The 24,776-nt window shown below is 45.9% G+C and carries 23 protein-coding genes; 15 read left to right on the top strand and 8 right to left on the bottom strand.

The window, feature by feature from the left end; translation table 11 throughout:
• Positions 1-70: 70 nt before the first annotated feature.
• A complete protein-coding gene (locus V7Q13_RS12440; RefSeq protein ID WP_333801000.1) occupies positions 71-763 on the bottom strand; it encodes a DUF2589 domain-containing protein in 693 nt (230 codons plus the stop codon).
• A 384-nt stretch (positions 764-1,147) separates the two neighbouring features.
• Between V7Q13_RS12440 and V7Q13_RS12435 the strand changes: the two genes are divergently transcribed.
• The 5 genes from V7Q13_RS12435 (at position 1,148) to V7Q13_RS12415 (ending at position 9,816) form a co-directional block, all read left to right on the top strand.
• Positions 1,148-1,777 carry a hypothetical protein gene (locus tag V7Q13_RS12435; protein WP_333800999.1) on the top strand — a complete coding sequence of 210 codons (630 nt, stop codon included), beginning with the start codon at positions 1,148-1,150 and terminating at the stop codon, positions 1,775-1,777.
• Positions 1,778-1,953: 176 nt separating this feature from the next.
• Complete coding sequence (atpA, locus tag V7Q13_RS12430; RefSeq protein ID WP_333800998.1) at positions 1,954-3,531, top strand: F0F1 ATP synthase subunit alpha; 1,578 nt, start codon at positions 1,954-1,956, stop codon at positions 3,529-3,531.
• Positions 3,532-4,254: 723 nt separating this feature from the next.
• On the top strand, positions 4,255-4,758 hold the full coding sequence (locus V7Q13_RS12425; protein WP_333800997.1) for a hypothetical protein: 504 nt from the start codon (positions 4,255-4,257) through the stop codon (positions 4,756-4,758).
• A 63-nt stretch (positions 4,759-4,821) separates the two neighbouring features.
• On the top strand, positions 4,822-8,625 hold the full coding sequence (locus V7Q13_RS12420) for a T9SS type A sorting domain-containing protein (RefSeq protein ID WP_333800996.1): 3,804 nt from the start codon (positions 4,822-4,824) through the stop codon (positions 8,623-8,625).
• A gap of 135 nt (positions 8,626-8,760) precedes the next feature.
• Complete coding sequence (locus V7Q13_RS12415; RefSeq protein WP_333800995.1) at positions 8,761-9,816, top strand: alkane 1-monooxygenase; 1,056 nt, start codon at positions 8,761-8,763, stop codon at positions 9,814-9,816.
• Between the two features lie 53 nt (positions 9,817-9,869).
• Here V7Q13_RS12415 and acs read toward each other — a convergent pair whose 3' ends face one another.
• The gene (gene acs, locus V7Q13_RS12410) at positions 9,870-11,834 is read right to left on the bottom strand and encodes an acetate--CoA ligase (RefSeq protein ID WP_333800994.1); all 1,965 of its coding nucleotides are present in this window, start codon (positions 11,832-11,834) and stop codon (positions 9,870-9,872) included.
• 136 nt (positions 11,835-11,970) lie between these two features.
• On the opposite strand from acs, the gene V7Q13_RS12405 reads away from it, so the two are divergent.
• Genes V7Q13_RS12405 through V7Q13_RS12395 form a run of 3 tightly spaced genes read left to right on the top strand, consistent with a single transcriptional unit; the run spans position 11,971 to position 14,006 of the window.
• Positions 11,971-12,189: a hypothetical protein gene (locus tag V7Q13_RS12405; protein WP_333800993.1), complete on the top strand. Its 219-nt coding sequence runs from the start codon at positions 11,971-11,973 to the stop codon at positions 12,187-12,189.
• A gap of 6 nt (positions 12,190-12,195) precedes the next feature.
• Positions 12,196-13,725, top strand: a complete 1,530-nt coding sequence (locus V7Q13_RS12400; RefSeq protein WP_333800992.1) for an MFS transporter — start codon at positions 12,196-12,198, stop codon at positions 13,723-13,725.
• Between the two features lie 23 nt (positions 13,726-13,748).
• Positions 13,749-14,006: a DUF6814 family protein gene (locus tag V7Q13_RS12395; RefSeq protein WP_157476727.1), complete on the top strand. Its 258-nt coding sequence runs from the start codon at positions 13,749-13,751 to the stop codon at positions 14,004-14,006.
• Positions 14,007-14,242: 236 nt separating this feature from the next.
• Here the strand turns inward: V7Q13_RS12395 and V7Q13_RS12390 are convergent, their stop codons facing one another.
• On the bottom strand, positions 14,243-14,971 hold the full coding sequence (locus V7Q13_RS12390) for a DUF2490 domain-containing protein (protein ID WP_333800991.1): 729 nt from the start codon (positions 14,969-14,971) through the stop codon (positions 14,243-14,245).
• A 69-nt stretch (positions 14,972-15,040) separates the two neighbouring features.
• Between V7Q13_RS12390 and gldA the strand changes: the two genes are divergently transcribed.
• From gldA to V7Q13_RS12360, 6 genes are all read left to right on the top strand, one after another.
• Entirely contained in the window at positions 15,041-15,958 is a 918-nt protein-coding gene (gldA, locus tag V7Q13_RS12385) for a gliding motility-associated ABC transporter ATP-binding subunit GldA (RefSeq protein WP_333800990.1), read from the top strand.
• A gap of 143 nt (positions 15,959-16,101) precedes the next feature.
• Positions 16,102-17,391, top strand: a complete 1,290-nt coding sequence (gene eno / locus V7Q13_RS12380) for a phosphopyruvate hydratase (protein ID WP_333800989.1) — start codon at positions 16,102-16,104, stop codon at positions 17,389-17,391.
• Between the two features lie 129 nt (positions 17,392-17,520).
• Positions 17,521-17,817, top strand: coding sequence for an FtsB family cell division protein (locus V7Q13_RS12375; RefSeq protein WP_333800988.1), 297 nt, complete (start codon positions 17,521-17,523; stop codon positions 17,815-17,817).
• Between the two features lie 101 nt (positions 17,818-17,918).
• Positions 17,919-18,155, top strand: coding sequence for a hypothetical protein (locus V7Q13_RS12370; protein WP_333800987.1), 237 nt, complete (start codon positions 17,919-17,921; stop codon positions 18,153-18,155).
• Positions 18,156-18,198: 43 nt separating this feature from the next.
• A complete protein-coding gene (nth, locus tag V7Q13_RS12365) occupies positions 18,199-18,870 on the top strand; it encodes an endonuclease III (RefSeq protein WP_333800986.1) in 672 nt (223 codons plus the stop codon).
• A 43-nt stretch (positions 18,871-18,913) separates the two neighbouring features.
• Positions 18,914-19,915: a DUF6089 family protein gene (locus tag V7Q13_RS12360; RefSeq protein ID WP_333800985.1), complete on the top strand. Its 1,002-nt coding sequence runs from the start codon at positions 18,914-18,916 to the stop codon at positions 19,913-19,915.
• On the opposite strand, the gene V7Q13_RS12355 is transcribed toward V7Q13_RS12360, so the two are convergent.
• From V7Q13_RS12355 to V7Q13_RS12335, 5 genes are all read right to left on the bottom strand, one after another.
• Positions 19,895-20,188, bottom strand: a complete 294-nt coding sequence (locus V7Q13_RS12355; protein ID WP_333800984.1) for a winged helix-turn-helix domain-containing protein — start codon at positions 20,186-20,188, stop codon at positions 19,895-19,897. The genes V7Q13_RS12360 and V7Q13_RS12355 overlap by 21 nt on opposite strands.
• Positions 20,181-20,840, bottom strand: a complete 660-nt coding sequence (locus V7Q13_RS12350; protein WP_333800983.1) for a hypothetical protein — start codon at positions 20,838-20,840, stop codon at positions 20,181-20,183. Before V7Q13_RS12350 ends, V7Q13_RS12355 begins: the two co-directional genes overlap by 8 nt.
• A gap of 74 nt (positions 20,841-20,914) precedes the next feature.
• Positions 20,915-21,559, bottom strand: a complete 645-nt coding sequence (locus V7Q13_RS12345; RefSeq protein ID WP_333800982.1) for a hypothetical protein — start codon at positions 21,557-21,559, stop codon at positions 20,915-20,917.
• A 39-nt stretch (positions 21,560-21,598) separates the two neighbouring features.
• Positions 21,599-21,868, bottom strand: a complete 270-nt coding sequence (locus V7Q13_RS12340) for a 2TM domain-containing protein (RefSeq protein WP_333800981.1) — start codon at positions 21,866-21,868, stop codon at positions 21,599-21,601.
• Between the two features lie 35 nt (positions 21,869-21,903).
• A complete protein-coding gene (locus V7Q13_RS12335) occupies positions 21,904-24,123 on the bottom strand; it encodes a TonB-dependent receptor (RefSeq protein ID WP_333800980.1) in 2,220 nt (739 codons plus the stop codon).
• 159 nt (positions 24,124-24,282) lie between these two features.
• Between V7Q13_RS12335 and V7Q13_RS12330 the strand changes: the two genes are divergently transcribed.
• The gene (locus V7Q13_RS12330) at positions 24,283-24,711 is read left to right on the top strand and encodes a CBS domain-containing protein (RefSeq protein ID WP_333800979.1); all 429 of its coding nucleotides are present in this window, start codon (positions 24,283-24,285) and stop codon (positions 24,709-24,711) included.
• Positions 24,712-24,776 lie beyond the last annotated feature (65 nt).

Below are 24,776 nucleotides of genomic sequence, written 5' to 3'. Positions count from 1 at the left end.
CAACCACAGCCCATACCGGGCAAGCCGGCATGGCGCTGTAGCGTGTTGTATGGAAAATGCTTTGGGAAGATTAGCTAGCCAGCATGTTCAGGATTTTCTCCAAACCTGCAGGCATTTCATCCTGAGTGGCTTTTACTTTCACATTCAGGCTGTATTCTTTTTCCACCTTTACACCAGTGCTGCTTTGGCGCTGGTAAGAGGCCGACACTTTAAAGCTTACCGGACCAAAACCACCTTTTACTTCGGCAGCTACATTCAGCTTATCGCTGGTGTTAGCGGTTTCAACGGAGTTTAGCTTTACGTTGAAATTTATGTCTACCGTTTCGATACGGATAGACGGGATGGGCAGCATGGCTAATAAAGGGACTTTGATAAACGATTCACTGGTTACTTCTTTGCCTTCGGCATCCACATCTTTTTTGGTATGCGAAAAGTCGACCATCACCAATTCTTTTTTGCCATCGACTTCTGTAAAACCTACGGCATTAATAAAATTGATGGTAGCCATGGCCGAAGCAGTTTGTGCTTCAATGGCAGCTTGCAGCGGGCCACCAATCATCTTATGGAAGTTGATGTTGTTGAGCTCACTGGTGAGGTTGGTGCTGGGTGCACCCAGCGGACGAGGATTGCCGCTCAATGCGGCAACAGAACGGATTGCTTTGGTAGCAACGTCTACCGGTTCGGCAGATGCCCTTCGTGTGGCAACGGCCTTAGTAGCGGTTTGGCTGCGGGCAGGTGCAGCAGCTTTTTTACTGGTAGCCATGTTTGTTTGTTTTTATGGAGTGAAGAAATGATGTGTAGAAGGTACTGCTAATACATGGCATTGTCAATACGCTGAAAGGGGTACAAGCTTTTACTTCATCGTTTTTTGATAATTATCAAGCGATATTTTGGCGTGTTGTTCTTTTGTAAGCGGATGTAAAAGTATTTGCTGAAGCAGCATCGTCATAGCGTAGTTGTACTGAATTGCATCAGTAAAAGCCGAAGCAAAAAAGCTACATTGATTTTTTTGCTACAATATTTTGTGTGGCACACAAAAATCTATAAAAAACACTACAAGAATTAACTACCACACCTCATCATCGTCCTAGCAAAGCATATAATTTCCGGACTTACATTTACCCGCAGATAATTTTTCGATATGCACATGAACCAACCTTTTCGGCGCCATACCAATTCCCGAAGCAATATGATGGAAGGGCTAATACTGCAGGGGCTTAATAGCACCATGGGTAAAGTAGCAGTGGCCATGTTGCTGCTGTTAGGTGCATGGTTGGTGATTGGGAAAAAACAGGTGGATGTAAATACATTAACCAAAGTACAGGCTACGGTAAAAAGCAAACCTTATCAACCAGGTATGGATTCATCAGTTCAAAAAAATCTGGTGCTGATACCTGTGGAAGAAAACAGCAAGCTTTTAGTGGCAGAAAGTTTTGCACTGAAAGCTATTGGCGCAGATAGCTTACTACGCAGCCTGTTGCCCGGCGACAAGATTACGGTTTGGCTCGACGAAGTAAATGCCGGCCACTTTGCCAACAGAGGCGGCGGCGGAAGGGTCCAAATCAGCTTGCTGTCAAAAGGCAATACAAATGTTATAGATGAAGCGGGCTATAACCGGGAGTTGGGCAATAATGGCCAAATGGGTTGGTGGGTCATTGCCTTGGGGCTGAGTATGATACCTTATTACTTTATCAGCCGGCCACGCATTCACCCGGGCTGGGTTTTTGCCATTATTGTGGTGGCCATGCTGGCCTGGCTCATTTGGGGAAATGCTTAACTGCAACAGGACCGAAAACCCGGTTTTGGACTTACCTGATGATTAGAAAAAATATCGGGCCGGTCATTTCCAAAAATGCTTTTGCTAACTGAGGGATAGTGCCTTACTTTTGCGGCCTGAAAATTTAGGGGTAAACCCTGAAAACTTGAATTCTTTACACTATTCAATAAAAAACTATGGTGGACATTAAGCCAGATGAGATTTCGGCGATTCTGCGCCAGCAGCTCAGCAACTTTGACGCCGCAGCCAACCTGGAAGAAGTAGGTACTGTGCTTCAGGTGGGTGACGGTATTGCCCGCATTTACGGCCTCAACAACGTAAAGAGTGGCGAACTCGTTGAATTTGAAAATGGCGTAAAAGCCATCGCCCTCAACCTCGAAGAAGACAACGTAGGTGTGGTACTGATGGGCGACAGCGCTGAAATTAAGGAAGGCGATAAAGCCCGCCGTACAGGTCAGATTGCCTCTATTAAAGTAGGCGAAGGCCTGCTGGGTCGTGTTATCAACACACTCGGCCAGCCCATTGATGGCAAAGGACCTATTGCTGGCGAACTGTACGAAATGCCGTTGGAACGCAAAGCTCCCGGTGTAATCTTCCGTGAGCCGGTAAAAGAACCGCTCCAAACTGGTATCAAGGCTATCGACGCTATGATTCCTATTGGTCGTGGTCAGCGTGAATTGATCATTGGCGACCGCCAGACCGGTAAAACCGCCATTGCAATTGACACCATCATCAACCAGAAAGAGTTCTTCGAAGCTGGTGTACCTGTATATTGTATATATGTAGCCATTGGCCAAAAGGCATCTACCATTGCTGGTGTAATGAAGACCCTGGAAGACAACGGTGCCATGGCCTATACTACTATTGTAGCGGCTTCTGCGTCTGACCCTGCTCCTCAGCAGTTCTACGCTCCGTTTGCCGGTGCTGCTATCGGTGAATTTTTCCGCGACACCGGACGTCCTGCCCTGATTATTTATGATGACCTGAGTAAGCAAGCTGTGGCCTACCGTGAGGTGTCTCTGCTGCTCCGTCGTCCTCCGGGCCGCGAAGCTTACCCTGGTGACGTATTCTACCTGCACAGCCGTTTGCTGGAGCGTGCAGCCAAGGTAATTGGTAAAGATGAAGTAGCTAAAAACATGAACGACCTGCCCGAAAGCATCAAGCATTTGGTGAAAGGTGGTGGTAGCCTGACTGCCCTGCCCATCATTGAAACGCAGGCTGGTGACGTATCTGCTTACATTCCTACCAACGTAATCTCCATCACCGACGGACAGATCTTCCTGGAAGGTAACCTGTTCAACGCTGGTATCCGTCCTGCCATCAACGTAGGTATTTCTGTAAGCCGCGTAGGTGGTAACGCCCAGATTAAGTCGATGAAGAAAGTGGCCGGTACCCTGAAACTTGACCAGGCCCTCTACCGCGAAATGGAAGCCTTCTCTAAGTTTGGTGGCGACCTTGATGCGGCTACCAAGCTTGTACTCGACAAAGGTGCCCGTAACGTGGAAATCCTGAAGCAGCTGCAATACTCTCCTATGAGTGTAGAAAAGCAGGTAGCCATCATTTACCTCGGTACACAAGGTTTGCTCCGTGATGTAGCCGTGAAGAACGTTAAGGCTTTTGAAGAGCATTTCCTGCTGGAAATGGAAAACAAGCTGCCAAACGTACTGGCTGAGTTTAAGAAGGGTAACCTGAACGACGAAAGCCTGAAGCAAATGACAGATTTGGCAAAAGGTATTGCCGTACAATACAAGTAAGTTTTTTAAACTTTACTCATTGGCCCTCCGAATACTATTCGGGGGGCTTTTTTATGCCCAAGGCCGGAAGGATGATTGTAGTTGAAATACTACAATAGATAGAACCATGAGCCACAAAAAAACTGACAAAAGATATGTGGTACTACACGCCAAATCAGATGTGTAATTCAAAAACAGGGCCAAAAATGACGTTCTAACATCTTTGTACGAACTTTTTTAGAAAATAGTTTTTCCACATCAATTTTGTAAGTTACTGATTTTCAATTGATTATTATTTTCCGGTGAAATAAAATTTGACAAAAATCAAATTTGACAAAAATCAATGTTGCAAAATTGATTGGCCGTATTACATTTGCATTAGGAAATCGGAGATAAAACCCTAAACCTCTGTTACCTACTGGTTATACCGCTTAATGAATGCGATTCGATTGATTGAAACCCCAACCCGAATCGCCAACAAAAAGCCTTCTTAACCGCCCCGTTACTAGAGTTAATCATTCAAATTGATGGATGTTGTGACTAACCCCCTCAACAGACCAATCTGGAATGTTATGCGATACTACGGACACAAGATCTGATTGAACCATAAACCCTTGAACTACCCTACCCCGAACCTTAAACTGAACCCAAACACCCGACCAACCCTTAAACAACCCAAAACGGATATCAATGGCAGACTCACCCTATTGTCTGCCATTGATTCCAACCCCTTAAACTTAAACAATGAAAACGCTTCTTACCCTGGCAGCGATTTGCTTTACCCTTAGCACATCTTTTGCCCAACAAGTAGTTTCTGTAAAAGAATTTTTGGCTGCTCAAAAAACACAGCAAGGTGCTCTGGCTTTGGGCACATCTTCCACCTCTTCTAAGTCGGCCGTTGAAAGTATGCTCTACGATGTACAACCCAGCATTGTATTGCGTAACCATCAAAAACAAGTAACAGGAAATACGCCTGCAATTGTGTTGAGCACCGATGCAGCCTCTCTTTCATTTATTGCTACAATGCCCGATAGACCAGCAAAGGTTGCTGTGCTGGAAGTTCGCATTCGTACGAAGCAGGACTTGCAATCTGCCATGATTACAAGTGCTATGCTTGAAAAAATAAGCAACGTACAATACATCATTTTCAAAAGCGACGTACCCTGCACAGCAACAGAAATAAAGAAACTGGTACCTGCCACCCTTTCAGGTATCACAGTTTTGTACGATGTACAACAAACATCGTAAGTGCAGTACCCCTACCCGACTCTTATTCTTGATCTGATATTCCTAAACGCTAAACCCTTAAAGATGAAAAATCTTTACACCCAATGGTTGTGCTTGCGCAACCGTAACGTTGCACTGTCCATCTTCACGCTGATGGCATTTACAACGATTCAACAAGTAAACGCTCAGGTAGTAAAGCAGTTTGCACAACGCAGTGCTGCAGTAAGTCCCGATCGTAAAATCTACAACATCAAAGGCGACTTTACAATGATTGGCAACACCAATCTCACGTTGTCATCGTATGGAGAAAACTCCGATAACGGTAACAACAATATGGTGTATGTAGATATCGACGGAGATGGCACTACTTTCAACTCATCTTCTGCTAATCTTACCTTCTCTTCAGAAAACGGAGCTATCCCTTCTTGCTCCAATATTCTGTTTGCGGGTTTGTATTGGACAGGACGTGCAGGTAGCAGCAATACTTTTAGCGTAAACAAAACTGTTTCTACTCCTCAATCGGTAAATAACACACAAATAGTAAACCACAATGAAGCCATTACCAACACAGCTTACACTATGAGTGTAGCACGTGCTGGTGGCAGTAACAACCGTTATCCCCGTTACACTTTTAGTGGTAACGGAAATACGGTTGTGTTTGATTTTACCAACAACAGCAGTAACCCAATTACGGTTGCCGTAAATGGCGGAACTGCCACCAATGTGGCTGCTACAATTACTACCAGCAACGGTGTGAGCACAGCTACATTAAGCACTCCGTATCAGGTATACAGCGCCACTGGTGGTGTAACTATTGTGGTGAATAAACTTATCCGTGCTGAATATCCAACCAGCACAGGCACTGAAACAAACACTCAAACTACTTCTGATGCTGAAGTGAATGTATCTGGCACTATTCAAGTAAATACTACCGTTACAAAAAGCTTCGACAAGCAACAATTGAAGTTGAAAGGTCCTGCTGCTGCTGGTTATACTACCATCACAGCATCCCCTTCTGACATTTACTTTCCTACTACCTCAGAAGGGAACATGTATGCAGCCTATGCCGAAGTAACTGACTATGTAAGAGCGAATGGTTTAGGCGCTTATACCGTAGCAGATATGGCTCTCATTGAGGGTGATGGTGGTGGTACCGGCTACTTTGGAGGTTGGGGCCTGGTAGTAGTGTATGAAAACACCAAGATGAAATGGCGTGATGTAACCGTGTTTGACGGCTATGCTTATGTTGCAGGTAGCACTACCGCAGCTTTTGATTTGCCCATCAGCGGTTTCAAAACAGTTCAGACAGGACCAGTAAATATTAAAGTAGGTATGATGGCCGGCGAAGGCGATCGTAACATTAGCGGTGATTATTTCCAGATTCGCCGTGCAAGTGACAACACATTTGTATCACTCAACCATAGTGGCAACGCTGCTACCAATTTCTTTAACTCAAGCATACAAACTGGTGGCAACACCCGTAATTTGAACCGTACCAACAATACAGGCATCGATATTTCGATGTTCAACATTACCAATACGAACAACGAGGTGATCGGCAACAATGCTACTGAAACGATGTTCCGTTACGGTTCTACTCAGGACACCTACATCATCTTCAACATGGCGATGAGTGTAGATGCGTACATTCCTGAAGTACAGAACTTGTTGACCGTAAGCAAAATCAATGGTGTAGTGCCTGCTACCGGCACTTTGAGTGTAAAGCCTGGTGAAGAAGTAGAATACAAAGTAGACATCAAAAATATGGGTACTGAAGCAGTGAATAACTACAAGCTCGTTATTCCTATTCCATACAACACCACCTTTGTACCAGGCAGCATTCAGCAGAATGTATACTTCACTCCAGCACCCACTCCATTCAATGCTTATTTCGACCCATTGCTCGGCTCTACAGGTTCTGTAGTACTCGACTTTGGCACTGTACCAATGCCAGCAGACGCAACTACTTTGTTGGCCGATTTAAGCTTCAAGTTTAAGGGAACAGAAAACTGTGCTATTCTTAAAAATACCAATTGTGCCCAAACAATTATTGTAGCTGGCACAAGCTCTGGTACAGGCGCCACTTCTGGCACTTCATTCAACAATCAACCATTGGTACAGGGCTTTACTCAAAACGGCTCATGTGCCGGTGACCCTATCACAACTCCATTGATGATAAACTTTGATGTAACGGCTTACAACAACACACATTGTACAACTACACCTTCTGTACGCAACTTCCCCATTTGCCCTGTAAATGGCCCAAGCATAGCAGTATCTACTATCAGTGCTGAGTTCCCTGCTGGTACACGTTTCTACAATTCTTACCCTGTTACACCAAGCAGTATCGAATACAACAGCAGCAATCCTTTCCCGGCTACAGCTGGCACTTCAAACTACTTCGCTGTTCCTCCGGCAGAAGCTGGTTGCTACATTCAATTCACCATTACCCCATGTGCTATATCTCAAACACTTACAGGTAAAATTTGGATTGATGCGAATGGTAACAGAACAGTAGAAGGTACAGAAACTATTCCTGCACAAGGAACCTATAAAGTAATTGCTATTGCTTCTAATGGCCCTGATGCTGGTAAAGTAATGCAGTCTGCTTCTTTCGCAGCCAACGGTACATATGCTATTAGCGTACCTGCAAACCCAGTTTTGCAAGGTGGCAGCACTGTTGACCCAACCTATACCATTGCCATAGTACGTGCCGATGCGGCTCCTTCAGTTGGTAGCAGTTATTCAGTAGCTCCAACCGGCGCTATGGGTGCAGCACCTTCAACGGGCAGTGTATATTATGTAACCAATGTAAACGATGGTACACCTGGTGCAGGCAAATTCAACAGCATTGGTGTGTTTGAAAATGTATTGGTAACTGCTCCGTATACAACACAACCAAACATTGATGTTGCAATTCAGTCACGCCCGGTTAGCAACCCTGTATTTACCAATCTCCCTGCTCGTAACGTAGGCACATTCTGGCAGCTGGATAATGATGACCAAATAATGTCAGGCATTGATGCAGAAGATGGCATACTGGAAACAGGCATGAACAAAACATTCCGCTTGTTGTCTAACCCTACCTCTCCTGCAGGAACAGATCTGGTAATCAGAATTGCATATGATGCCAACAACAACGGCCCTGATGCTGCTGATATTCTGGACGCTAGTTCCGACCCCGATGACAACATTTTTGTAAACATTGCCAACTACGATAAGACCAAACTGTATGTATACTTTGTAAGTGGTACAGGTGCATACAACGGTTCATTTACTTACACTGCTGTAGACGCTGCAGGTGTAGGTAGCTCAGAACCTGCTCAGTATTCATTTACCGCTATTCTGCCTATCAATGGTTTGGAACTGACAGGTAGCTACGGCAACAGCAAAGGCAACCTCCGCTGGACTATCATAGATGGTGCAGACGCAGCATACTACACGTTGGAAAGAAGTGCTACTGCCAACGGATTTAAGCAAGTAGCTGTTGTACCCGCCAATGGCAATACGTACAACTATGCTGATGATTTGCATGCTTTTGTTGGAAACGATGCTTACTATCGAGTGAAGCTGGTTCGTAAAAACGGTACTGTTTCTTACAGCAACGTTATCAGTCTCAAACTTGCAGGCATCAGTGGTTTGCAACTGACTCCAACAATGGTACGTTCTGATTTGCAGGTTCGCTTTAGCAACCCCAAAGCACAAGACGTAAGTGTACGTGTACTGAACATGGCCGGTCAAGTAGTGATTCAACAAAAAACTACTCAGCCTGCTGGCAACATCAGCATCAACGTAGGTGGTTTGGAAAGAATGCCAGTTGGCACGTACACTGTACAAGTGTTTGCAGGCAACAACATTCAACAAGGAAAGATTATTGTACAACATTAATAGAACCCTGACCTGAAACAACCCTAGAGCAACGAGGCCGTCCAACGTAGATTGGGCGGCCTTTTTCATGCACAAAACGGCAAATGTGTGCGTTTATCCAGTACATTCAATTCATCAATTCAAACGATGCTTGCTATGCGTTGGAAAGCCCTCAAATATGCTTTGCCCCTGCTGCTGTTTTTTGCTGCACTTATAGCATTGCAAACAAATGGCTGGCTGGTGTTTTTACCCGTCATTATTTCGTTTGTTTTTCTGCCCTTACTCGAACTTATTTTTCCACCCGATAGCAGCAATATGGATGCTGCAGAAGAAGCCATTGCAAAAGCAGATTCCTTGTACGATGTACTGCTCTATGCAGTTGTTCCATTGCAATATTTTACGCTGTTCATTTTTTTAAAAGGGATAGATAATCCTACTCTTTTGTGGTGGGAACAGTTGGGCCGCATTGCATCCATGGGATTGATGTGCGGCACTTTTGGCATCAACGTTGGCCACGAATTGGGGCATCGGAGTAAACCCTATGAACAGTGGCTGGCCAAGGCCTTGCTCTTAACTTCTTTGTATACACACTTTTTTATTGAGCACAACAAAGGGCACCACAAACATGTGAGTACACCCCGTGATCCCAGCAGTGCTCCTTATCGTATGTCAGTGTATCGCTTTTGGATTCGAAGCATTGCTGGTGTGTACAGCGGCGCCTGGAAAATTGCCAACGCAGAGCAACACAAAAACAATACACCGACATTTCATCTGAGCAATGAAATGCTGCAGCTGCAATTGCTGAGCGTTATCTTTTTGCTGATGATTGGCGTTTTATTTAGCGGGTCCGTTCTCTTGTATTTTCTGGCGGCTGCAACCTTGGGCATTTTACTGCTCGAAACCGTCAACTACATTGAACACTACGGGCTGGCAAGAAAAGAAAGCACTCCGGGCAAATATGAACGGGCCATGCCATGGCATAGCTGGAACAGCAATCATGTAGTAGGTCGCATTCTGCTGTTTGAACTCAGCCGCCACAGCGATCATCATTATCTGGCCAGCAGGAAGTACCAGCTACTGCGCCACCACGACGATGCACCACAATTACCCACGGGCTACCCCGGCAGTATGTTGCTGGCATTGGTACCGCCGGTATGGTTTGTAGTAATGGACAAGCAAATGCAACGCTACCAGATTGATGTAACGGCATAAAAAAACGGCGCTGCTTTTTTGAAACAACGCCGCTGCTATACAACAAAAGGAATTTACAATTTGCCGTCACGTATTTCTTCCACCACGGCAGGGTCAAGTAAGGTGCTGGTATCTCCCACATTTGTAAAATCACCTTCAGCAATTTTCCGCAGAATGCGCCGCATGATTTTACCACTTCTTGTTTTGGGCAAGCCACTTACAAACTGAATTTTATCCGGCTTGGCAATGGGACCAATGATGCGGGTAACGGTTTGCAAAATATCCTGACGAGTCAGGTTTTCATCTTCATGAAAACCCTGATAAATGACATACGCATAAATGCCTTGTCCTTTAATGTCGTGCGGATAACCCACTACAGCACTTTCCACTACACCCGCATGCATGTTGATGGCATTTTCTACTTCTGCCGTGCCAATGCGGTGACCACTCACATTGAGCACATCATCCACACGACCCGTGATGCGATACATGCCTTGTTCATCCCGCAAGCAACCATCGCCGGTGAAATACATATTGTCGTAAGTAGAAAAATAGGTCTGCCGGCAACGTTCATGATCGCCATAGGTAGTGCGGAGCATGCCCGGCCATGGAAACTTCACACACAAATTGCCAGACGCTTTTAATCCATCGCCTTCAGGTTTTTCCAGAAAAACACCATCTATTGCTGCGTCGCTGTTTGGTATGGCATTGCCATTTTCATCAACCAACACTGGTTGAATGCCAGGCAATGGCAAAGAGGCATAAGTTGGTTTTGAAGGAGTAACGCCAGCCAGATTGCTGATCATGGCACCGCCGGTTTCTGTTTGCCACCAGGTATCAACAATGGGGCAGCGTCCTTGTCCCACATTTTCATCATACCAATGCCATGCTTCGGTATTGATGGGCTCACCCACAGTGCCCAATACTTTCAATGAATCCAACTTTTTTCCATGCAATGGTCCTTCGCCAAAACCCATGAGGCTGCGAATGGCAGTTGGTGCGGTGTACAAAATATCGACACCAAATTTTTGAACGATGTCCCAGAATCTTCCTGCATCGGGCCATGTAGGAATACCTTCAAACATGAGCGTAGTACCCCCGGCACTCAATGGGCCGTATAAGATATACGTGTGCCCTGTAATCCAACCAATATCTGCCGTACAAAAATGCACCTGACCACGCTTGTATTGAAACACATTCAGGAATGTATAATTGGCCCAAACCATGTAGCCGGCGCAGGTATGCACCACACCTTTGGGTTTACCCGTGCTACCACTGGTGTACAAAATAAACAGCGTGTCTTCCGCATCCATTTCTTCCGCAGGACAATCAGGATTGCCTTGTGTTTCTACTTTTTTAATCTCGTCTTCCCACCACACATCGCGGCCTTTAATCATGCTCACCGGTGTGCGGGTATGCGTACATACAATGATGCGTTTTACTGAAGGGCAACCAATCATGGCATCATCAATAGTGCTCTTCAATGGCACTACTTTATTGCCCCGATAAGCACCATCACAGGTGATCACACAGGAAGCTTCGGCATCTTGAATACGATCGGCAATGCTGCGGGCACTAAAGCCACCAAAGATGACTGAGTGAATGGCACCTATTCGGGCACATGCCAATACGGCAATGGCCAACTCTGGTATCATGCCCATGTAAATGCACACACGGTCGCCCTTTTTCACACCGTTATTCTTGAGCACATTGGCAAACTGCACTACTTTATTGTACAGCTCTTTGTATGTTAGTATTCGATGGTGATCTTCAGGATCGTTAGGCTCCCAAATCAGTGCCGGCTTATCGCCCATGCTATTCAGGTGGCGGTCGAGGCAGTTTTCTGTAATGTTGAGTTTGCCTCCTTTAAACCACTCAATACTTGGTTCTTTAAAGTTCCACTCGAGAACTTTGTCCCACTTCTTTTTCCAAACAAAATGCTCGGCTATTCCTGCCCAAAATTCTTCCGGATTGGTAACGCTGTAATCATACGCCATCCGGTACTGGTTCATGCTTCTTATCTGATAGGGAACTGACATGGCAACACTTTTCAATCTGTGAAATACAAACAATGATGCAATACATCACTGGTTAAAGAAAAAGATTTATGCCCAAACAGCAAGTCAAAATTGGCACCAATTTTTTGTGGACTTTGCTAAGAAATTTTATTGATACATGCTGCAGAGCATTGTAACACAGCGCTGCAAAAACAACAAGAGCACTGCATTACAGAAAAAAACAGGAGGAAACATCCTGCACCGTACCGAGAATATTTTTTTGGCAGCGTACCATTTTACCGATTTATATTACGACCTAAACGAATCAGGCAATCCATCATTCATGCTGTTGCACATGCTTGTTATGCACATGTGTACAGCCATCAACCATGCTTAATAACCCATGAGTAGCGCTAAAAAAAGTTCGCTCTTCACCATTATTGGTGCCAGCTCTGTAGGCACCATGATTGAGTGGTACGATTTCTACATTTTCGGAAGTCTGGCTTCCATCATTTCTACCAAGTTCTTTCCGCAGGAAAATCCTACAGCCGCATTCCTGAGTACACTGGCCACTTTTGCTGCTGGCTTTGTGGTACGGCCATTTGGGGCTTTGTTCTTTGGTCGACTGGGCGATTTAATTGGCCGCAAGTACACCTTTATGGTAACGCTCATGCTTATGGGTGGGGCTACATTTTTAATTGGCTGTGTGCCCGGCTACGAAACCATTGGCTTTATGGCTCCATTGCTTATATTGGTACTACGCTTATTGCAGGGCCTTGCTTTGGGCGGCGAGTATGGCGGTGCAGCAACGTATGTAGCCGAACACTCCCCTGCCAACCAGCGTGGATTTATGACGAGTTGGATACAAACCACTGCTACCGTTGGCTTATTTGTGTCTTTGCTCGTTATCATGGGTACCAGAGCTGCACTTACCAAAGAGCAATTCAACGACTGGGGCTGGCGGGTACCATTTTGGGTATCTATACTTATGGTACTTGTGAGTTACCTCATCCGCAAAAACATGGAAGAGTCGCCCATCTTCGCCAAGGCCAAAGCCAGCGGTAAAACTTCCACCAATCCACTCAAAGAAAGCTTTGGCAACAGGTACAATTTCAAGTTTGTATTGCTGGCATTGTTTGGGGCAGTCATGGGGCAGGGCGTTATCTGGTACACCGGTCAGTTTTATGCCATGAGCTTTCTCGAAAAAACCATGAACATCGCCAAGGATCAGGTAGACAGCCTCATGTTTATTGCCCTCATGCTGGGCACACCTTTCTTTCTCGTGTTCGGTTGGCTCAGCGATAAACTCGGCCGTAAGTGGATCATGATGGGCGGCATGCTCATTGCCATTTGCAGCTATTGGTTTATTTACGAAAGCATGTATCAAACCACCAACCTACAACACAAAACGGTACAAACCAGTAGCACAACTGCCAGCATCGTTACACATGCCAACAATCAACAGGATAGCATCTACAGCACCAGCACCACTTATACCGATGGCACTATTGCAGTAGTAGAAAAGAAGCTGCCGCTGCAAAACGGCTTGCCAATGGTAGAAGCCGGCAGAAGCAAACAAGATATCAGCACCAGCATACACATCAACAGCAGCGATAAATGGACGCTTATTTTTTGGGTGTTTGTGCAAGTGTTGTTCGTTACCATGGTGTATGGCCCCATTGCAGCATTCCTTGTCGAAATGTTTCCTACCAAAATCCGTTATACTTCTATGAGCCTGCCTTACCACATTGGCAATGGTGTGTTTGGCGGCTTGCTGCCAGCGGTGGCTACTTATCTGGCTACTACTGCCAAAGCCAACGATCATCCGCAGTGGTACCTGCAAGGCTTGTGGTATCCTATTGGCGTAGCACTGGTGTGTCTCATCATTGGTGTGCTGTACCTCAACCCCAAAGACAAAGAAATCAACGATTAATTCACTACACAAATACATGTACGATGAATCGCATCAAAAAAATACTTGGGCTGGTTTGGATAGCTTTGGCACTTGCGGTGTTGTATTTCGGCATCACGGTACTGGGTTGGCCCAAACTCAACAGTGGCAAACAAGATGATCTGGTTTTCGGCATCATCATCATTTTTATTTTGCTGCCCATTGTGGTGGGTGGCTTATTCCTGTTTGGCCTGTATGCCTGGCAGGGTGAATACGAATTGATTGATGACAATCCCGAGCATGCCCATTTTATAGAAGATTAACTGGGGCTCTCATCCAACTGCATCAATCTGCAGTCGTTCGGTCCCTTTCGGGCTCACTGCGTTCGGCCCTTCGTTGCACTCCGGGCCCACGCTTGTGGCGTGGCCCTGCAGGCACCGCAGCCCTTCAGCCATCAATCTTTATTCAGCAATTACACCAGCGCCATCCTGATGCAGGATGGCGCTGTTACTCTGTCGCAGGCCTCCCGGCCTGTGACTCCTCGTTACTCCATTATTCTCTATAACCTCGTATACATTGCCAATTGCCAAATATGATTCACGGTATTGGCATTGTTACCCGAAGCCTTCAGGTATTGATTGAGATAACCCGTTTCCACATCTGCTTTTTTGCTGAGCCTGCAACCCATTGCCACGTACAAACGGTTCTGGTCAAACCAACGACCATTCACATGACTGCGATGTGTCGTATTGATGAACACTTCATTTTGTAGCGCTGCAAACAATCCTTTGTTGAAAGCGCCTGATTGTTTGTGCAACGGCACTACCAGCCTGTTGAAATAGCGAAACCTTGTGGTAAAACGACTGCCGGTTTTTTCCAACGCATTGCCCACGGCGGCTACGTTCGGCAGCCAGCGTTCCTCCAGGCGAAAGCGGTGCTGCAATGCTACCGCTTTGCTCAGCGGTTGGTTGATGATGTACTGTTGCCACAAGCGATGCTCCGCAACCAATCCATCTACTGCACCAGCCCTGTAACGGTTGGGTATGTATGCATAGCCCGCCGTAGCCACATGGTTGCTCCGCACCTGGTAGTTGAGCCCCACCCTGGGCAGTAGTGTTTGCAATTGTGCTACATGGTTGGTGCTGCGCAGCTGCAGCTCGGCATGCAATGCCCACTTGCCTTTGAGCTTGATGGTATTAAAGCTGGCCAGCCAGCCGCTATATTGCACTTGCTGTGCCTGTGTGCTTTGTGCTGCCAATAGCAGGCAGCCTGCAATAATTTTTTTCACGAAGCAAAAGTAAGGTGTAGCGGTTTTGACGATTTTTTGGCAGCCAATCAAATATCTTGCAGGCACTTTATGTCGATACAAGTACAACAACTTTGCAAGCAATACGGCAGCCAGCTGGCGGTCAACAACATTTCATTCGAAGCCCGGCCGGGCCAAATCACTGGCTTTCTCGGGCCCAATGGTGCGGGCAAAAGCACCACCATGAAAATGCTGACCGGCTACCTGCAACCCGACAGCGGCACCGCATTGGTGAGTGGCCTCAACGTGGTAACGGCCCCCGAAAAAGTGAAACAACAAATAGGCTATTTGCCCGAGAGCAATGCCTTGTATTACGATTTGTACATCCGCGAATACCTGGCCTTTACAGGTGCTTTGTACAAAGTACCTAACCTAAAGCAGCGGGTAGAAGATGTGATTACCCAAGTGGGGCTGACCATTGAAGCCAATAAAAAAATTGGCCAGCTCTCGAAAGGGTATAAACAGCGGGTAGGATTGGCTGCAGCCATTATACACAACCCTGCCGTACTCATTTTAGATGAGCCCACCACCGGCCTCGACCCCAACCAGATTGTGGAAATTCGGCAGGTGATTAAAACCCTGAGTGAGGATAAAACCGTGCTGCTGAGCACCCACATTATGCAAGAAGTGGAGGCGATTTGTGAGCAGGTCATCATCATCAACAAAGGCAGCATTGTGGCCAATGCACCTCTGCAACAATTGCGTAGCAAAAGTGATGGCCAGCAACTCCGTGTTTCGTTTACGGAAACAATTGAAGCCGAGTGGCTGCTTCGGTTGCCGGGCATTTTAGCCGCCGAAAAAACCGACAGCCAGAGCTGGACCCTGCAAACCAACAATGCACAAGATGCCCGCAAGGCCTTGATGCAACTGGCACTCAACGAAAACCTCAACATCCGCAGTATGCAGGAAGGTGGTTCGCTGGAAAGCATTTTCAGAGAATTGACCACAAATACTGTTGCTGAAAAATAACCTTAGAAAAGTCAGGATAATTCCTGACTTTTTTCGTTGGGATTGTAGTTGCAAAGGCAGAAATTTGCTTGCCTTGCAAAAAAGGCCAACCGATTTTTTTTACAAGCAATCATTTATCGTTTTCATTCAAACAAAAAAAGATTATGCCTTACATCGCAAACATTCACGCCCGTCAAATTTTGGATAGCCGTGGCAACCCCACTATCGAAGTTGATGTAGTAACTGACGAAGGAGCACTGGGTCGTGCTGCTGTGCCAAGTGGCGCCAGCACTGGTATTCACGAAGCAGTTGAACTGCGTGATAATGACAAGAAAAAATACCTCGGCAAAGGAGTACTGAAAGCCGTAAAAAATGTAAATGACATCATTAGTAATGAGCTGGCTGGTTGGGACGTAGCCGATCAAACCGGCATCGACAATGCCATGATTCAGCTGGATGGCACTGCCAACAAAGGCAAGCTCGGTGCCAACGCACTGCTGGCCGTGAGCATGGCCGTAGCCAAGGCTGCTGCCGAAGAAGCCGGCCTGCCACTGTACCGCTATGTAGGTGGTACCAATGCCAAGGTAATGCCCGTGCCCATGATGAACATTCTGAATGGCGGTGCACATGCCGATAACAAAATCGACTTTCAGGAATTCATGATTATGCCTGTGGGTGCTCCCAATTTCAGCGAAGCGCTGCGCTGGGGTACCGAAATTTTTCATGCACTGAAAAACACCCTCAAGAAAAAAGGCTACAGCACCAACGTGGGCGATGAAGGTGGTTTTGCCCCCAACATTCAGAGCAATGAAGAAGCTATTGAAACTGTACTGGAAGCCATTACTGCTGCTGGCTACAAAGCCGGTACGCAAATCAAAATTGCCATGGATGCTGCCAACAGCGAACTGTGGGATGGCAAAAAGAAAAAGTATGTGTTCCACAAGAGCAGCGGCAAAGAAATGAAGAGCGAAGAGCTCGTAAAATACTGGGAAAGCTGGGTGAAGAAATATCCCATCTGCAGCATCGAAGACGGCATGGCCGAAGATGACTGGGAAGGTTGGAAAGCGCTTACCCAAGCCATTGGCAGCAAGTGCCAGCTGGTAGGCGACGACCTGTTTGTAACCAACGTAACCCGCCTGCAGCAAGGTATCGACAAAGGCATTGCCAATGCCCTGCTGGTAAAAGTAAACCAGATTGGTACCCTTACTGAAACCATCAACGCGGTTACCATGGCACAGCATGCTGGTTACAACACCATCATGAGCCACCGCAGCGGCGAAACAGAAGACACTACCATCGCTGATTTGGCAGTAGCCCTCAATTGCGGCCAAATTAAAACCGGTAGCGCCAGCCGCACCGACCGTATTGCCAAGTACAACCAGCTCTTCCGCATTGAAGAACTGCTGGAAGAAAGTGCCTACTTCCCTGGCAAAAACCTCAAGTTTGGTAAATAATTTCCATTACCAATACATACATACAAAAGCAGCCTCGCCTGGGGCTGCTTTTTGTTTGTGAAGATGTGGAGAATGCCCCGCATACAACTTGCACAGCTGAGCATGATATTTGCAGTGAACACAAAAGCTATGCTCACCATTCTCCGAAAAATATTGCTCAACCGCTACCTGCTGGCTTTGGCAGCTTTTGGGGTATGGATGGCTTTTTTTGACAAGAACGACTTTTTTGCGCAGCGCCATCGGGCAGGCGAACTGGACGAACTCAATGAAAAAATTGAGTACTACAAAGAGCAGATTCAGCTGACCAAAAAAGAGCTGCAGGCATTGGACAATGACCCAGCCATGCTGGAGAAATACGCCCGGGAAAAGTATTACATGAAGCGGCCCAATGAAGAAGTATTTGTGGTGCCCGCCACCGGCAACTAGTCTTTTATTTTAGGCATTATTTTTTGCTGCTATACAATATCGGCAGCCAACCATCGTTTTAACTAACAAACCTGCCTGAAATCTTAAACTGATTATTGCCTATGCGCAACTTTACTCCTGAAGATTTGATTGCTTTTCATTACAACGAATCCTCGCTAACCGATACCGTAGCCATTGCCGAAGCTCTTGAGAGCAACTGGCCTTTACAAGAAAAATACCGCGTCATTCAAGATGCAGCCCGTTCGCTGGATAAGGCTAAAATTGCTCCCCGCCGGCAAGCAGTAGCAGCAATACTGGCCTATGGCATGGCAGAAATAGATACTGCCACCATCGAATAGTTTTTTATTTTCTTTGCCGCACTTTACAGCAAACAACAGCGGGATGACAATAAAAGAACGGTACGACACGGTGATACGCTATTTCCAGGCACATATACCTGTGGCAGAAACAGAACTTACTTACGATAGTCCTTTCGAACTTTTGGTTGCAGTAGTGCTTTCTGCACAGTGTACCGATAAGCGGGTAAATATGGTAACACCTGAACTCTTCAGGAAGTACCCTACGCCAAAGGCACTAGCCAATGCAAATTTTGCCGACCTGTTTGCACAAATACAAAGCATCAGCTATCCCAACAATAAAACCAAGCACCTGCTGGGCTTAGGCCAAATGCTGATTGATAAGTTTGGTGGCGAAGTACCCATGACCGTAGAAGAGTTGGTACAACTACCGGGTGTTGGCCGTAAAACTGCCAATGTAGTAACCAGCGTAATTGCGCAACAACCCAACATGGCGGTGGATACGCATGTGTTTCGGGTGAGTGCCCGGCTGGGCCTTACCAAAAAAGCCACAACACCATTGGCCGCCGAAAAACAGTTGGTCAAAAATCTCCCAACCGAACTCATTCACAAAGCACATCATTGGCTCATATTGCATGGCCGCTACACCTGTTTGGCCCGCAAACCCAAATGTGACGACTGCGGGCTAACACATCTTTGTACCTACTACATTCAACAGCAAAAACGTTTGGCAAAAAAGGCAACAACCAAAAGTTAAACATTGAATTGGCCCATTTTTCTTTATTTTGCTTTTCGACATCATGCTTCAGTTGCTCAAAAAATACTGCTTACCCATCACACTGGCTACGGTTTTATTCGGTAGTTCCTCCGGGCTTTCGGCTCAGGGCTACTTTCAATACAGCACCGGTATTTACGAACCAGAAATATTGATTGAAGCAGGCATCAACCTCGGCATCATGAACGGGGTAACGGATATTCAAGGTAATCCCCGTGTTTATCAGGGCCCGTTTGCAGGGGTCACTTTATTAAAAACAAACTTCAGCACAGGGTTATATGCCATTGCCAGCTATCGCAATGTGTTTGGCGTTCGCCTCGAAGCAAACATGGGCCGCATAGAAGGCTATGATAGTTTACTAACCAACGCTACCGCTCCAAGTGCCATTGGCCGCTATGAAAGAAACCTGAATTTCCGGAGCCCAATAAGAGAGGTAATGCTGATGGGCGAATTGCATTTGCCACAGCTTTTCCGGTCGTACGATAAAACTCCTTATCGCTTGTCGCCCTACATTATGGCAGGTATCAGTTGGTTTACTTTTAACCCGAGAGCTTATACCGCCAATGGCTGGGTCGATTTGCATCCGCTGCGATTAGAAGGTCAGGGCTTTGCAGAATACCCCAATAGAAAACAGTACCGGCTCAATTCATTTGCCTATCCGGTGGGTATCGGATTCCGGTACGACGTATCTCCCAAATTGACCATGCGTTTTGAAATCAATAAACGCACAGCCTTTACCGATTATATTGATGATGTACACCAAGGCGACTGGGTAGATCCGAACTTGTTTGCCAATTACCTGAGTGCCAGCCAGGCTGCACTTGCCCGCCAATTGTACAACAGAAGCACCATTCATACCCCACCGAGAGACACACGACCCCGTGGCAATCCCAATGAAAATGATGCTTACTGGACGGCGGTTATTAAGTTCGGGCTAAACCTCAACCGCTCTGGGTACAACTCAGGCATTTTTGGCGGACAAAACAAACGGGATATGCGCAAACGCTTACGTTGTCCCAATTTGTAAATACGATTGTAAATCCCGCACATATTTTTCGAAGGCTTCAACACCAGCAGTTGTAATGCTGCAAAGTGTTTGAGGGTAGTTGTCTTTAAACTGTTTTTTTACTTCAATGTAGCCGGCATCCTTAAGTTTATTGATTTGAACACTCAGGTTGCCTGCTGTAGCATTGGTCTTTTCTTTAATAAAAGTAAACTCCGCTTCCTTCACTGTTATCAACAGCGACATTACGGCGAGCCTGAGCTGCGAATGCAATATGGGATCGAGGTCTTTAAACATGTACTGCCTTCCTTCTTGCCAATGTTTTGCAATACAAGATGATGCCGGGAAAAAGCCATGCAGTAATAGCAGACAGCGCCATCAGCAACATATCAACCTTTATATTGGTGTAAGGAACCACCAATGCGCTTATCCAACAAATAATACCCCCCACCCACATGGGTTTGAAGTTTTTGATGCTGGCAGTAACGATGGTGGGAATACCATACAGCACCAGCATGTACGCGGAATAATATTCAAGAAAGCTTTGAGCTGGCCTTGGCTCTCCGGCAGATTCTACCATACTCTTTAATTCGCCCACCATCTGAAACACATGATTATTGGCATGTACCACCAAAAAAATACCTACACCAAAACAAATCCAAACGGCGTCCATAGCCGTTTGGTCGTAAGTTTTCACTTTACGTTGTTTGTTTTCTTTTACCGATAAAATAACGGTAGGTATCACCGCCAAAAAAGTGAGCACCCAAATATCAAAAGGCAGCTTGTAGTCGAATTGTATTTGCGACCAGGTTGCTAATGAACAAAGACCAATGACCGTACCCCACAGAATGGATACGATACCAGTATCGTGATACGAATCTTTCGCTTTAGCAATCATGCTACTGATTACCTGCAGGCTTTCGTGGGTGTCTAAAGGTTTGTCTTCCATCTTTGCTTTTGTATTGAGTGAAGGTAATAGCTCATTCCTTCTTTGGCGGCAGATTTATACACAAGAAATACTAGTTACTGAGCTGTCCATTGTGCCAATAAATTAACTGCATAGGGCTTGCCCCAGGTGGGATCCAGCTCACTGGCAGGCTTAAAGCTATCGTAAGCAGCAATACTTTTTTTCAGCAGTTCAATACCGGCATCTTTGCCACCACCAAAAGCAGGCGGCGTATAAAATTTCATTTGTGCCATTTGCATCAATGCACGTGGGTTACCTGTTGGTTGCTGCTGCAGGGCCTGCTGCAAAATCATAGTAGCCTTGGGGCCCATGGTCATGCCACGGCTCCCATCGGCCCGCATACGTGCCGTAAGGCACATGGCTTTGAGGGTAGCTATTTCGGAGTTGTTTTGGGAAAGGCTTTCAGCATTGGCCAGCAGCACATCTGCTTTATCGCACAGCGGATCAATGTCTTTCATTTCTTTTACAAAGTACGCCTTCATGATATAGGCATACGCTGCGTAATAATTTGGCAGCCACGCATCCTTTTCAGTGTTGGCAATTCGTTCAAAGTTATTGGCCGACACCTGCAAGTCTTCTGGGCTTTTGGCAGAGTCGAGTGCTGCAATATTCTTCTTCATGAAATTTACGTACTTCTCATTTTGAGCTTGTACAGCTATAGCCAATACGGCAGTAAGGCAAAGAATAAATACTTTTTTCATAGTGATTTTTTTGAAGTGATGAGGTGATGGAGAATGTGTTTATCGTTGTTGTTGTTTGAGCTTTTCATACTCTTTTTCTGCAGAAAACAATTGTGTACCCATGTAGGCATTGGCATACTGAAAAGCCAGGCCAAGTCCCCAGCCTAGAATGGGCCAAATGGGCCAGAAATGGCGGCTGTTACCACCCGTAGTGAAGTACCAAATGCCAATCAAAAAAGCATTGACCAAAAAGTAAGAACTCAGGCTTTTTTTGAAAGCTGCCCTTCTGCGGGCTGTTTCCCAAAGTTCATTGTTGTGCATGTTGTCCATGATAGGAGTTTGTGTGGTTGATGAAATGAAATCGGTTATAAATTATTGTTGATGGCATCTTGTGTACGGTCGGTTCCCCAGCTTAAAAAGAGGCCCAAGAAAATGAACCGGTTGGCAGGTGGCACAACGGCTACTTTATTGCTGCCATCTGCGTTATAGTTGTAGCCAAACACCTGCTTACTGTTGAGCACATTGGTTACACTCAGCACTACTACGCCAAAGGCTTTGCCCATATTGGCCAGATAGTTGGCACTAAAACTCAGGTTGTTGTATGCAATGGTTTTGCCCTGATCGAGCACATCCCATTGCTGAGCACCGTTATTATATTTGAATTGATAATACGGACGACCAGCGGCAAATTGATAATTGATATTCAGCTGTGTTTTCATTTTGGTGAAAAATCTTTTTACAATCAAATTGGCGGTATGCGTAGCAGCAAATGTTGGCTGCATTTCGTAAGGATAATTGAGGTAAGCTCTCTTAGTATCGAGGTAAGAATAAGTGAACCAGTAATCAAAGTTTTTGAAAGTGGATTTATCACGCCAAAAGAGTTCTGCTCCACGGGCATATCCGGTGCCGGTACTACTGGTATCGGGAAAGGTTTTGGTGAGTTGCTTGTACTCTTTGTGAAATACCTGTGCCCGAAATACTTTGTTGAAACCAATCTTTTGATACGTGACTATGTAATGGTCTGCCCGCAACTGATTCTGGCGTGGATGCCACATTAAATAATGCGATTGAGGCTTTTGATAAAACACGCCATAATCTGCTGAAAGCTGCGCAGCGTTAGCCAACTTGTATGCCAGTGAAGCCCTGGGTGCAACATTCGTTTTTTGCAACAGAGAAGAATGTTCTGCCCTTACGCCTGCTCTCGCCGCCAATCCGTTGCTGATGTAAACATCTGCTTCTGCAAAAGCAGCTGTGAAATGATCTTGTAATGCCGCAACCGGAAATTGCTGGTATTGATTTTCATCTTTGCTATACCAATATTCTGCGCCTGCTTTTACAGCACTCAGGCCCGACAATTTATAATCTACCACTGCCCGTAGCTGCATGAGTTTGCTGTTGGTAGCAAGTCGAAAGTTTTTAGCAGCCACCCAATCTGGCAGCGTATGTTGCACAGGTTTATTATCAGCATCTTGCACCTGCTGGTGAATGTTGTCTTTGTTTTGGCTGTAGCTGAAACCGGTTTGTAATTTCAGCCTGTTGGCAATTCTTTCTTTGTAGCTAATGTTGGTGTAGATGTTGCTATTGTTGAGTTCAAAAGCATTTTTCAAAACCGGCATGTCTATATCCGGATTGCGCAAGCCCAATATATTTTTTGCGTAGCTGCCATAAAACTTGAGCATGCCAGTGCGGGATGTTTTGATACGGAAATTGGCATCGCCATTCAATACTTCCGGTGCTTTAAAATAATCGGGCTGTTGTTTTACCGCCTTGAAGTACAACCCCACATTGGTGTAGCCGGCACTGGCGCCCCAGCTATGCAGCGAATCTTTGGCCAAATGCTGGTATTGTGCCCCAACAAACAAAGGCGAAAAAGACGCACTGGCTTCCGACCGCTCTGGCAAATCAATACTTTCCAAAATGAGAGCCGAAGACAACGCCTGGCCATACAGCGCCGAATAGCCACCGGTGCTAAATACTGTGCCTTTGAATAAAAAAGGCGAAAAACGTCCACGGCTGGCAATGTTGGGCGCCTGTCCGAAAAACGGATTGGCGACCGTAGTGCCATCAATAAACTGCCTGGTTTCGTAGCCTTCGCCACCCCGTACAAAGAGTTCGGCACTTTCACCAATTTGCTGTGTGCCGGGCAGGGTCTTCATGGCGGCGGCTACATCGGCATTGGCACTGGCTGTGGTCACAATATCGAGTGGCTTCAATACGGTGGCCTTTTTGGTATCGCCGGCTTCAAAAGCACCAGCAGTAATAACTACAGCAGTCAGTTCATTGGGCGATTCTTTCAACTGAATGCTGAAAGACTGGGAGCCGCCTCGAAGTTCCACTGGCTGCTCCCAGCTTTTATAACCTAACATGCTTACCAGGAGTGTGTGCTTGCCGGTGTCGGTAGTGCTGAAGGCGAAACGACCAATGCTATCGGTACTGGCGCCATCGTAACTATCGGCAATAGATACGCTTACGCCTGCAATGGGTCTTTTTTTAAGGTCTGTGATGGTGCCGGTGAGGGTAGTTTGCTGTGCAAGCAACCCAAGAGTGCTGAAAATTGAAATGAGTGTGAGGATGACCGTTTGCATTGATTATTCGCTTTGATGAGACAAACATAGAGTAGTTTATTTTATAAACCAAACTATAATGTAAATGTTTTTTAGATTTTTTTTCGCCGATAGGCAGTCAACAAATGCAGTGGGTTACTAAATGTGCTATCTTAATTCTCCCTTTAAAACTGAAAAGCCATGAAAGTATCCGACATTCTCGCCAAAAAAGGTAGTGCCGTCATTTCCATTTCGCCAGGTACTGCTGTAATTGATGTACTTAAACTGATGGATGAAAAAAACATCGGATCTGTGGTAGTGCTCGACAACGGCACTTACTGTGGCATTGTTACAGAAAGAGATTACTCACGGAAAGTTATTCTGAAAGGGAAGAATTCAACAGACACGGTGGTGGCCGATATCATGACCACCGATTTGCCGGCGGTGGCACCTACAGATACCATCGATCATTGCATGACATTAATGAGCAATAAGCACATTCGTTATTTACCCGTTTTTGCCAATAATGCATTAGCAGGCATCATCTCTATGAGTGATGTAGTGGGTGCCAAAATGAAAAGACAACAAGAAACCATTAGTCACCTGGAGCAGTATATATCAGGTTCATAATCAAAAAAAATGGTAGTATAAAACACTTTGTGTAAATGTATTCTATAGCTGTGTTCAGAGGTAAG

The sequence above is a fragment of the Phnomibacter sp. genome (genome assembly GCF_036803085.1).
Lineage (GTDB): Bacteria > Bacteroidota > Bacteroidia > Chitinophagales > Chitinophagaceae > Phnomibacter.
This window is presented reverse-complemented; position numbering and strand designations above follow the sequence as displayed.

What these genes read in the sequence shown, in the direction of transcription:
- V7Q13_RS12395 (WP_157476727.1), top strand. Translation starts at nt 13,749, where the DNA reads ATGAATCGCATCAAAAAAATACTTGGGCTGGTTTGGATAGCTTTGGCA.
- V7Q13_RS12415 (WP_333800995.1), top strand. Translation starts at nt 8,761, where the DNA reads ATGCGTTGGAAAGCCCTCAAATATGCTTTGCCCCTGCTGCTGTTTTTT.
- V7Q13_RS12425 (WP_333800997.1), top strand. Translation starts at nt 4,255, where the DNA reads ATGAAAACGCTTCTTACCCTGGCAGCGATTTGCTTTACCCTTAGCACA.
- nth (WP_333800986.1), top strand. Translation starts at nt 18,199, where the DNA reads ATGACAATAAAAGAACGGTACGACACGGTGATACGCTATTTCCAGGCA.
- V7Q13_RS12405 (WP_333800993.1), top strand. Translation starts at nt 11,971, where the DNA reads ATGCTGCAGAGCATTGTAACACAGCGCTGCAAAAACAACAAGAGCACT.
- gldA (WP_333800990.1), top strand. Translation starts at nt 15,041, where the DNA reads ATGTCGATACAAGTACAACAACTTTGCAAGCAATACGGCAGCCAGCTG.
- V7Q13_RS12370 (WP_333800987.1), top strand. Translation starts at nt 17,919, where the DNA reads ATGCGCAACTTTACTCCTGAAGATTTGATTGCTTTTCATTACAACGAA.
- V7Q13_RS12375 (WP_333800988.1), top strand. Translation starts at nt 17,521, where the DNA reads ATGCTCACCATTCTCCGAAAAATATTGCTCAACCGCTACCTGCTGGCT.
- V7Q13_RS12345 (WP_333800982.1), bottom strand. Translation starts at nt 21,559, where the DNA reads ATGAAAAAAGTATTTATTCTTTGCCTTACTGCCGTATTGGCTATAGCT.
- V7Q13_RS12440 (WP_333801000.1), bottom strand. Translation starts at nt 763, where the DNA reads ATGGCTACCAGTAAAAAAGCTGCTGCACCTGCCCGCAGCCAAACCGCT.
- V7Q13_RS12355 (WP_333800984.1), bottom strand. Translation starts at nt 20,188, where the DNA reads ATGTTTAAAGACCTCGATCCCATATTGCATTCGCAGCTCAGGCTCGCC.
- V7Q13_RS12400 (WP_333800992.1), top strand. Translation starts at nt 12,196, where the DNA reads ATGAGTAGCGCTAAAAAAAGTTCGCTCTTCACCATTATTGGTGCCAGC.
- acs (WP_333800994.1), bottom strand. Translation starts at nt 11,834, where the DNA reads ATGTCAGTTCCCTATCAGATAAGAAGCATGAACCAGTACCGGATGGCG.
- V7Q13_RS12330 (WP_333800979.1), top strand. Translation starts at nt 24,283, where the DNA reads ATGAAAGTATCCGACATTCTCGCCAAAAAAGGTAGTGCCGTCATTTCC.
- atpA (WP_333800998.1), top strand. Translation starts at nt 1,954, where the DNA reads ATGGTGGACATTAAGCCAGATGAGATTTCGGCGATTCTGCGCCAGCAG.
- eno (WP_333800989.1), top strand. Translation starts at nt 16,102, where the DNA reads ATGCCTTACATCGCAAACATTCACGCCCGTCAAATTTTGGATAGCCGT.
- V7Q13_RS12335 (WP_333800980.1), bottom strand. Translation starts at nt 24,123, where the DNA reads ATGCAAACGGTCATCCTCACACTCATTTCAATTTTCAGCACTCTTGGG.
- V7Q13_RS12360 (WP_333800985.1), top strand. Translation starts at nt 18,914, where the DNA reads ATGCTTCAGTTGCTCAAAAAATACTGCTTACCCATCACACTGGCTACG.
- V7Q13_RS12435 (WP_333800999.1), top strand. Translation starts at nt 1,148, where the DNA reads ATGAACCAACCTTTTCGGCGCCATACCAATTCCCGAAGCAATATGATG.
- V7Q13_RS12340 (WP_333800981.1), bottom strand. Translation starts at nt 21,868, where the DNA reads ATGGACAACATGCACAACAATGAACTTTGGGAAACAGCCCGCAGAAGG.
- V7Q13_RS12350 (WP_333800983.1), bottom strand. Translation starts at nt 20,840, where the DNA reads ATGGAAGACAAACCTTTAGACACCCACGAAAGCCTGCAGGTAATCAGT.
- V7Q13_RS12420 (WP_333800996.1), top strand. Translation starts at nt 4,822, where the DNA reads ATGAAAAATCTTTACACCCAATGGTTGTGCTTGCGCAACCGTAACGTT.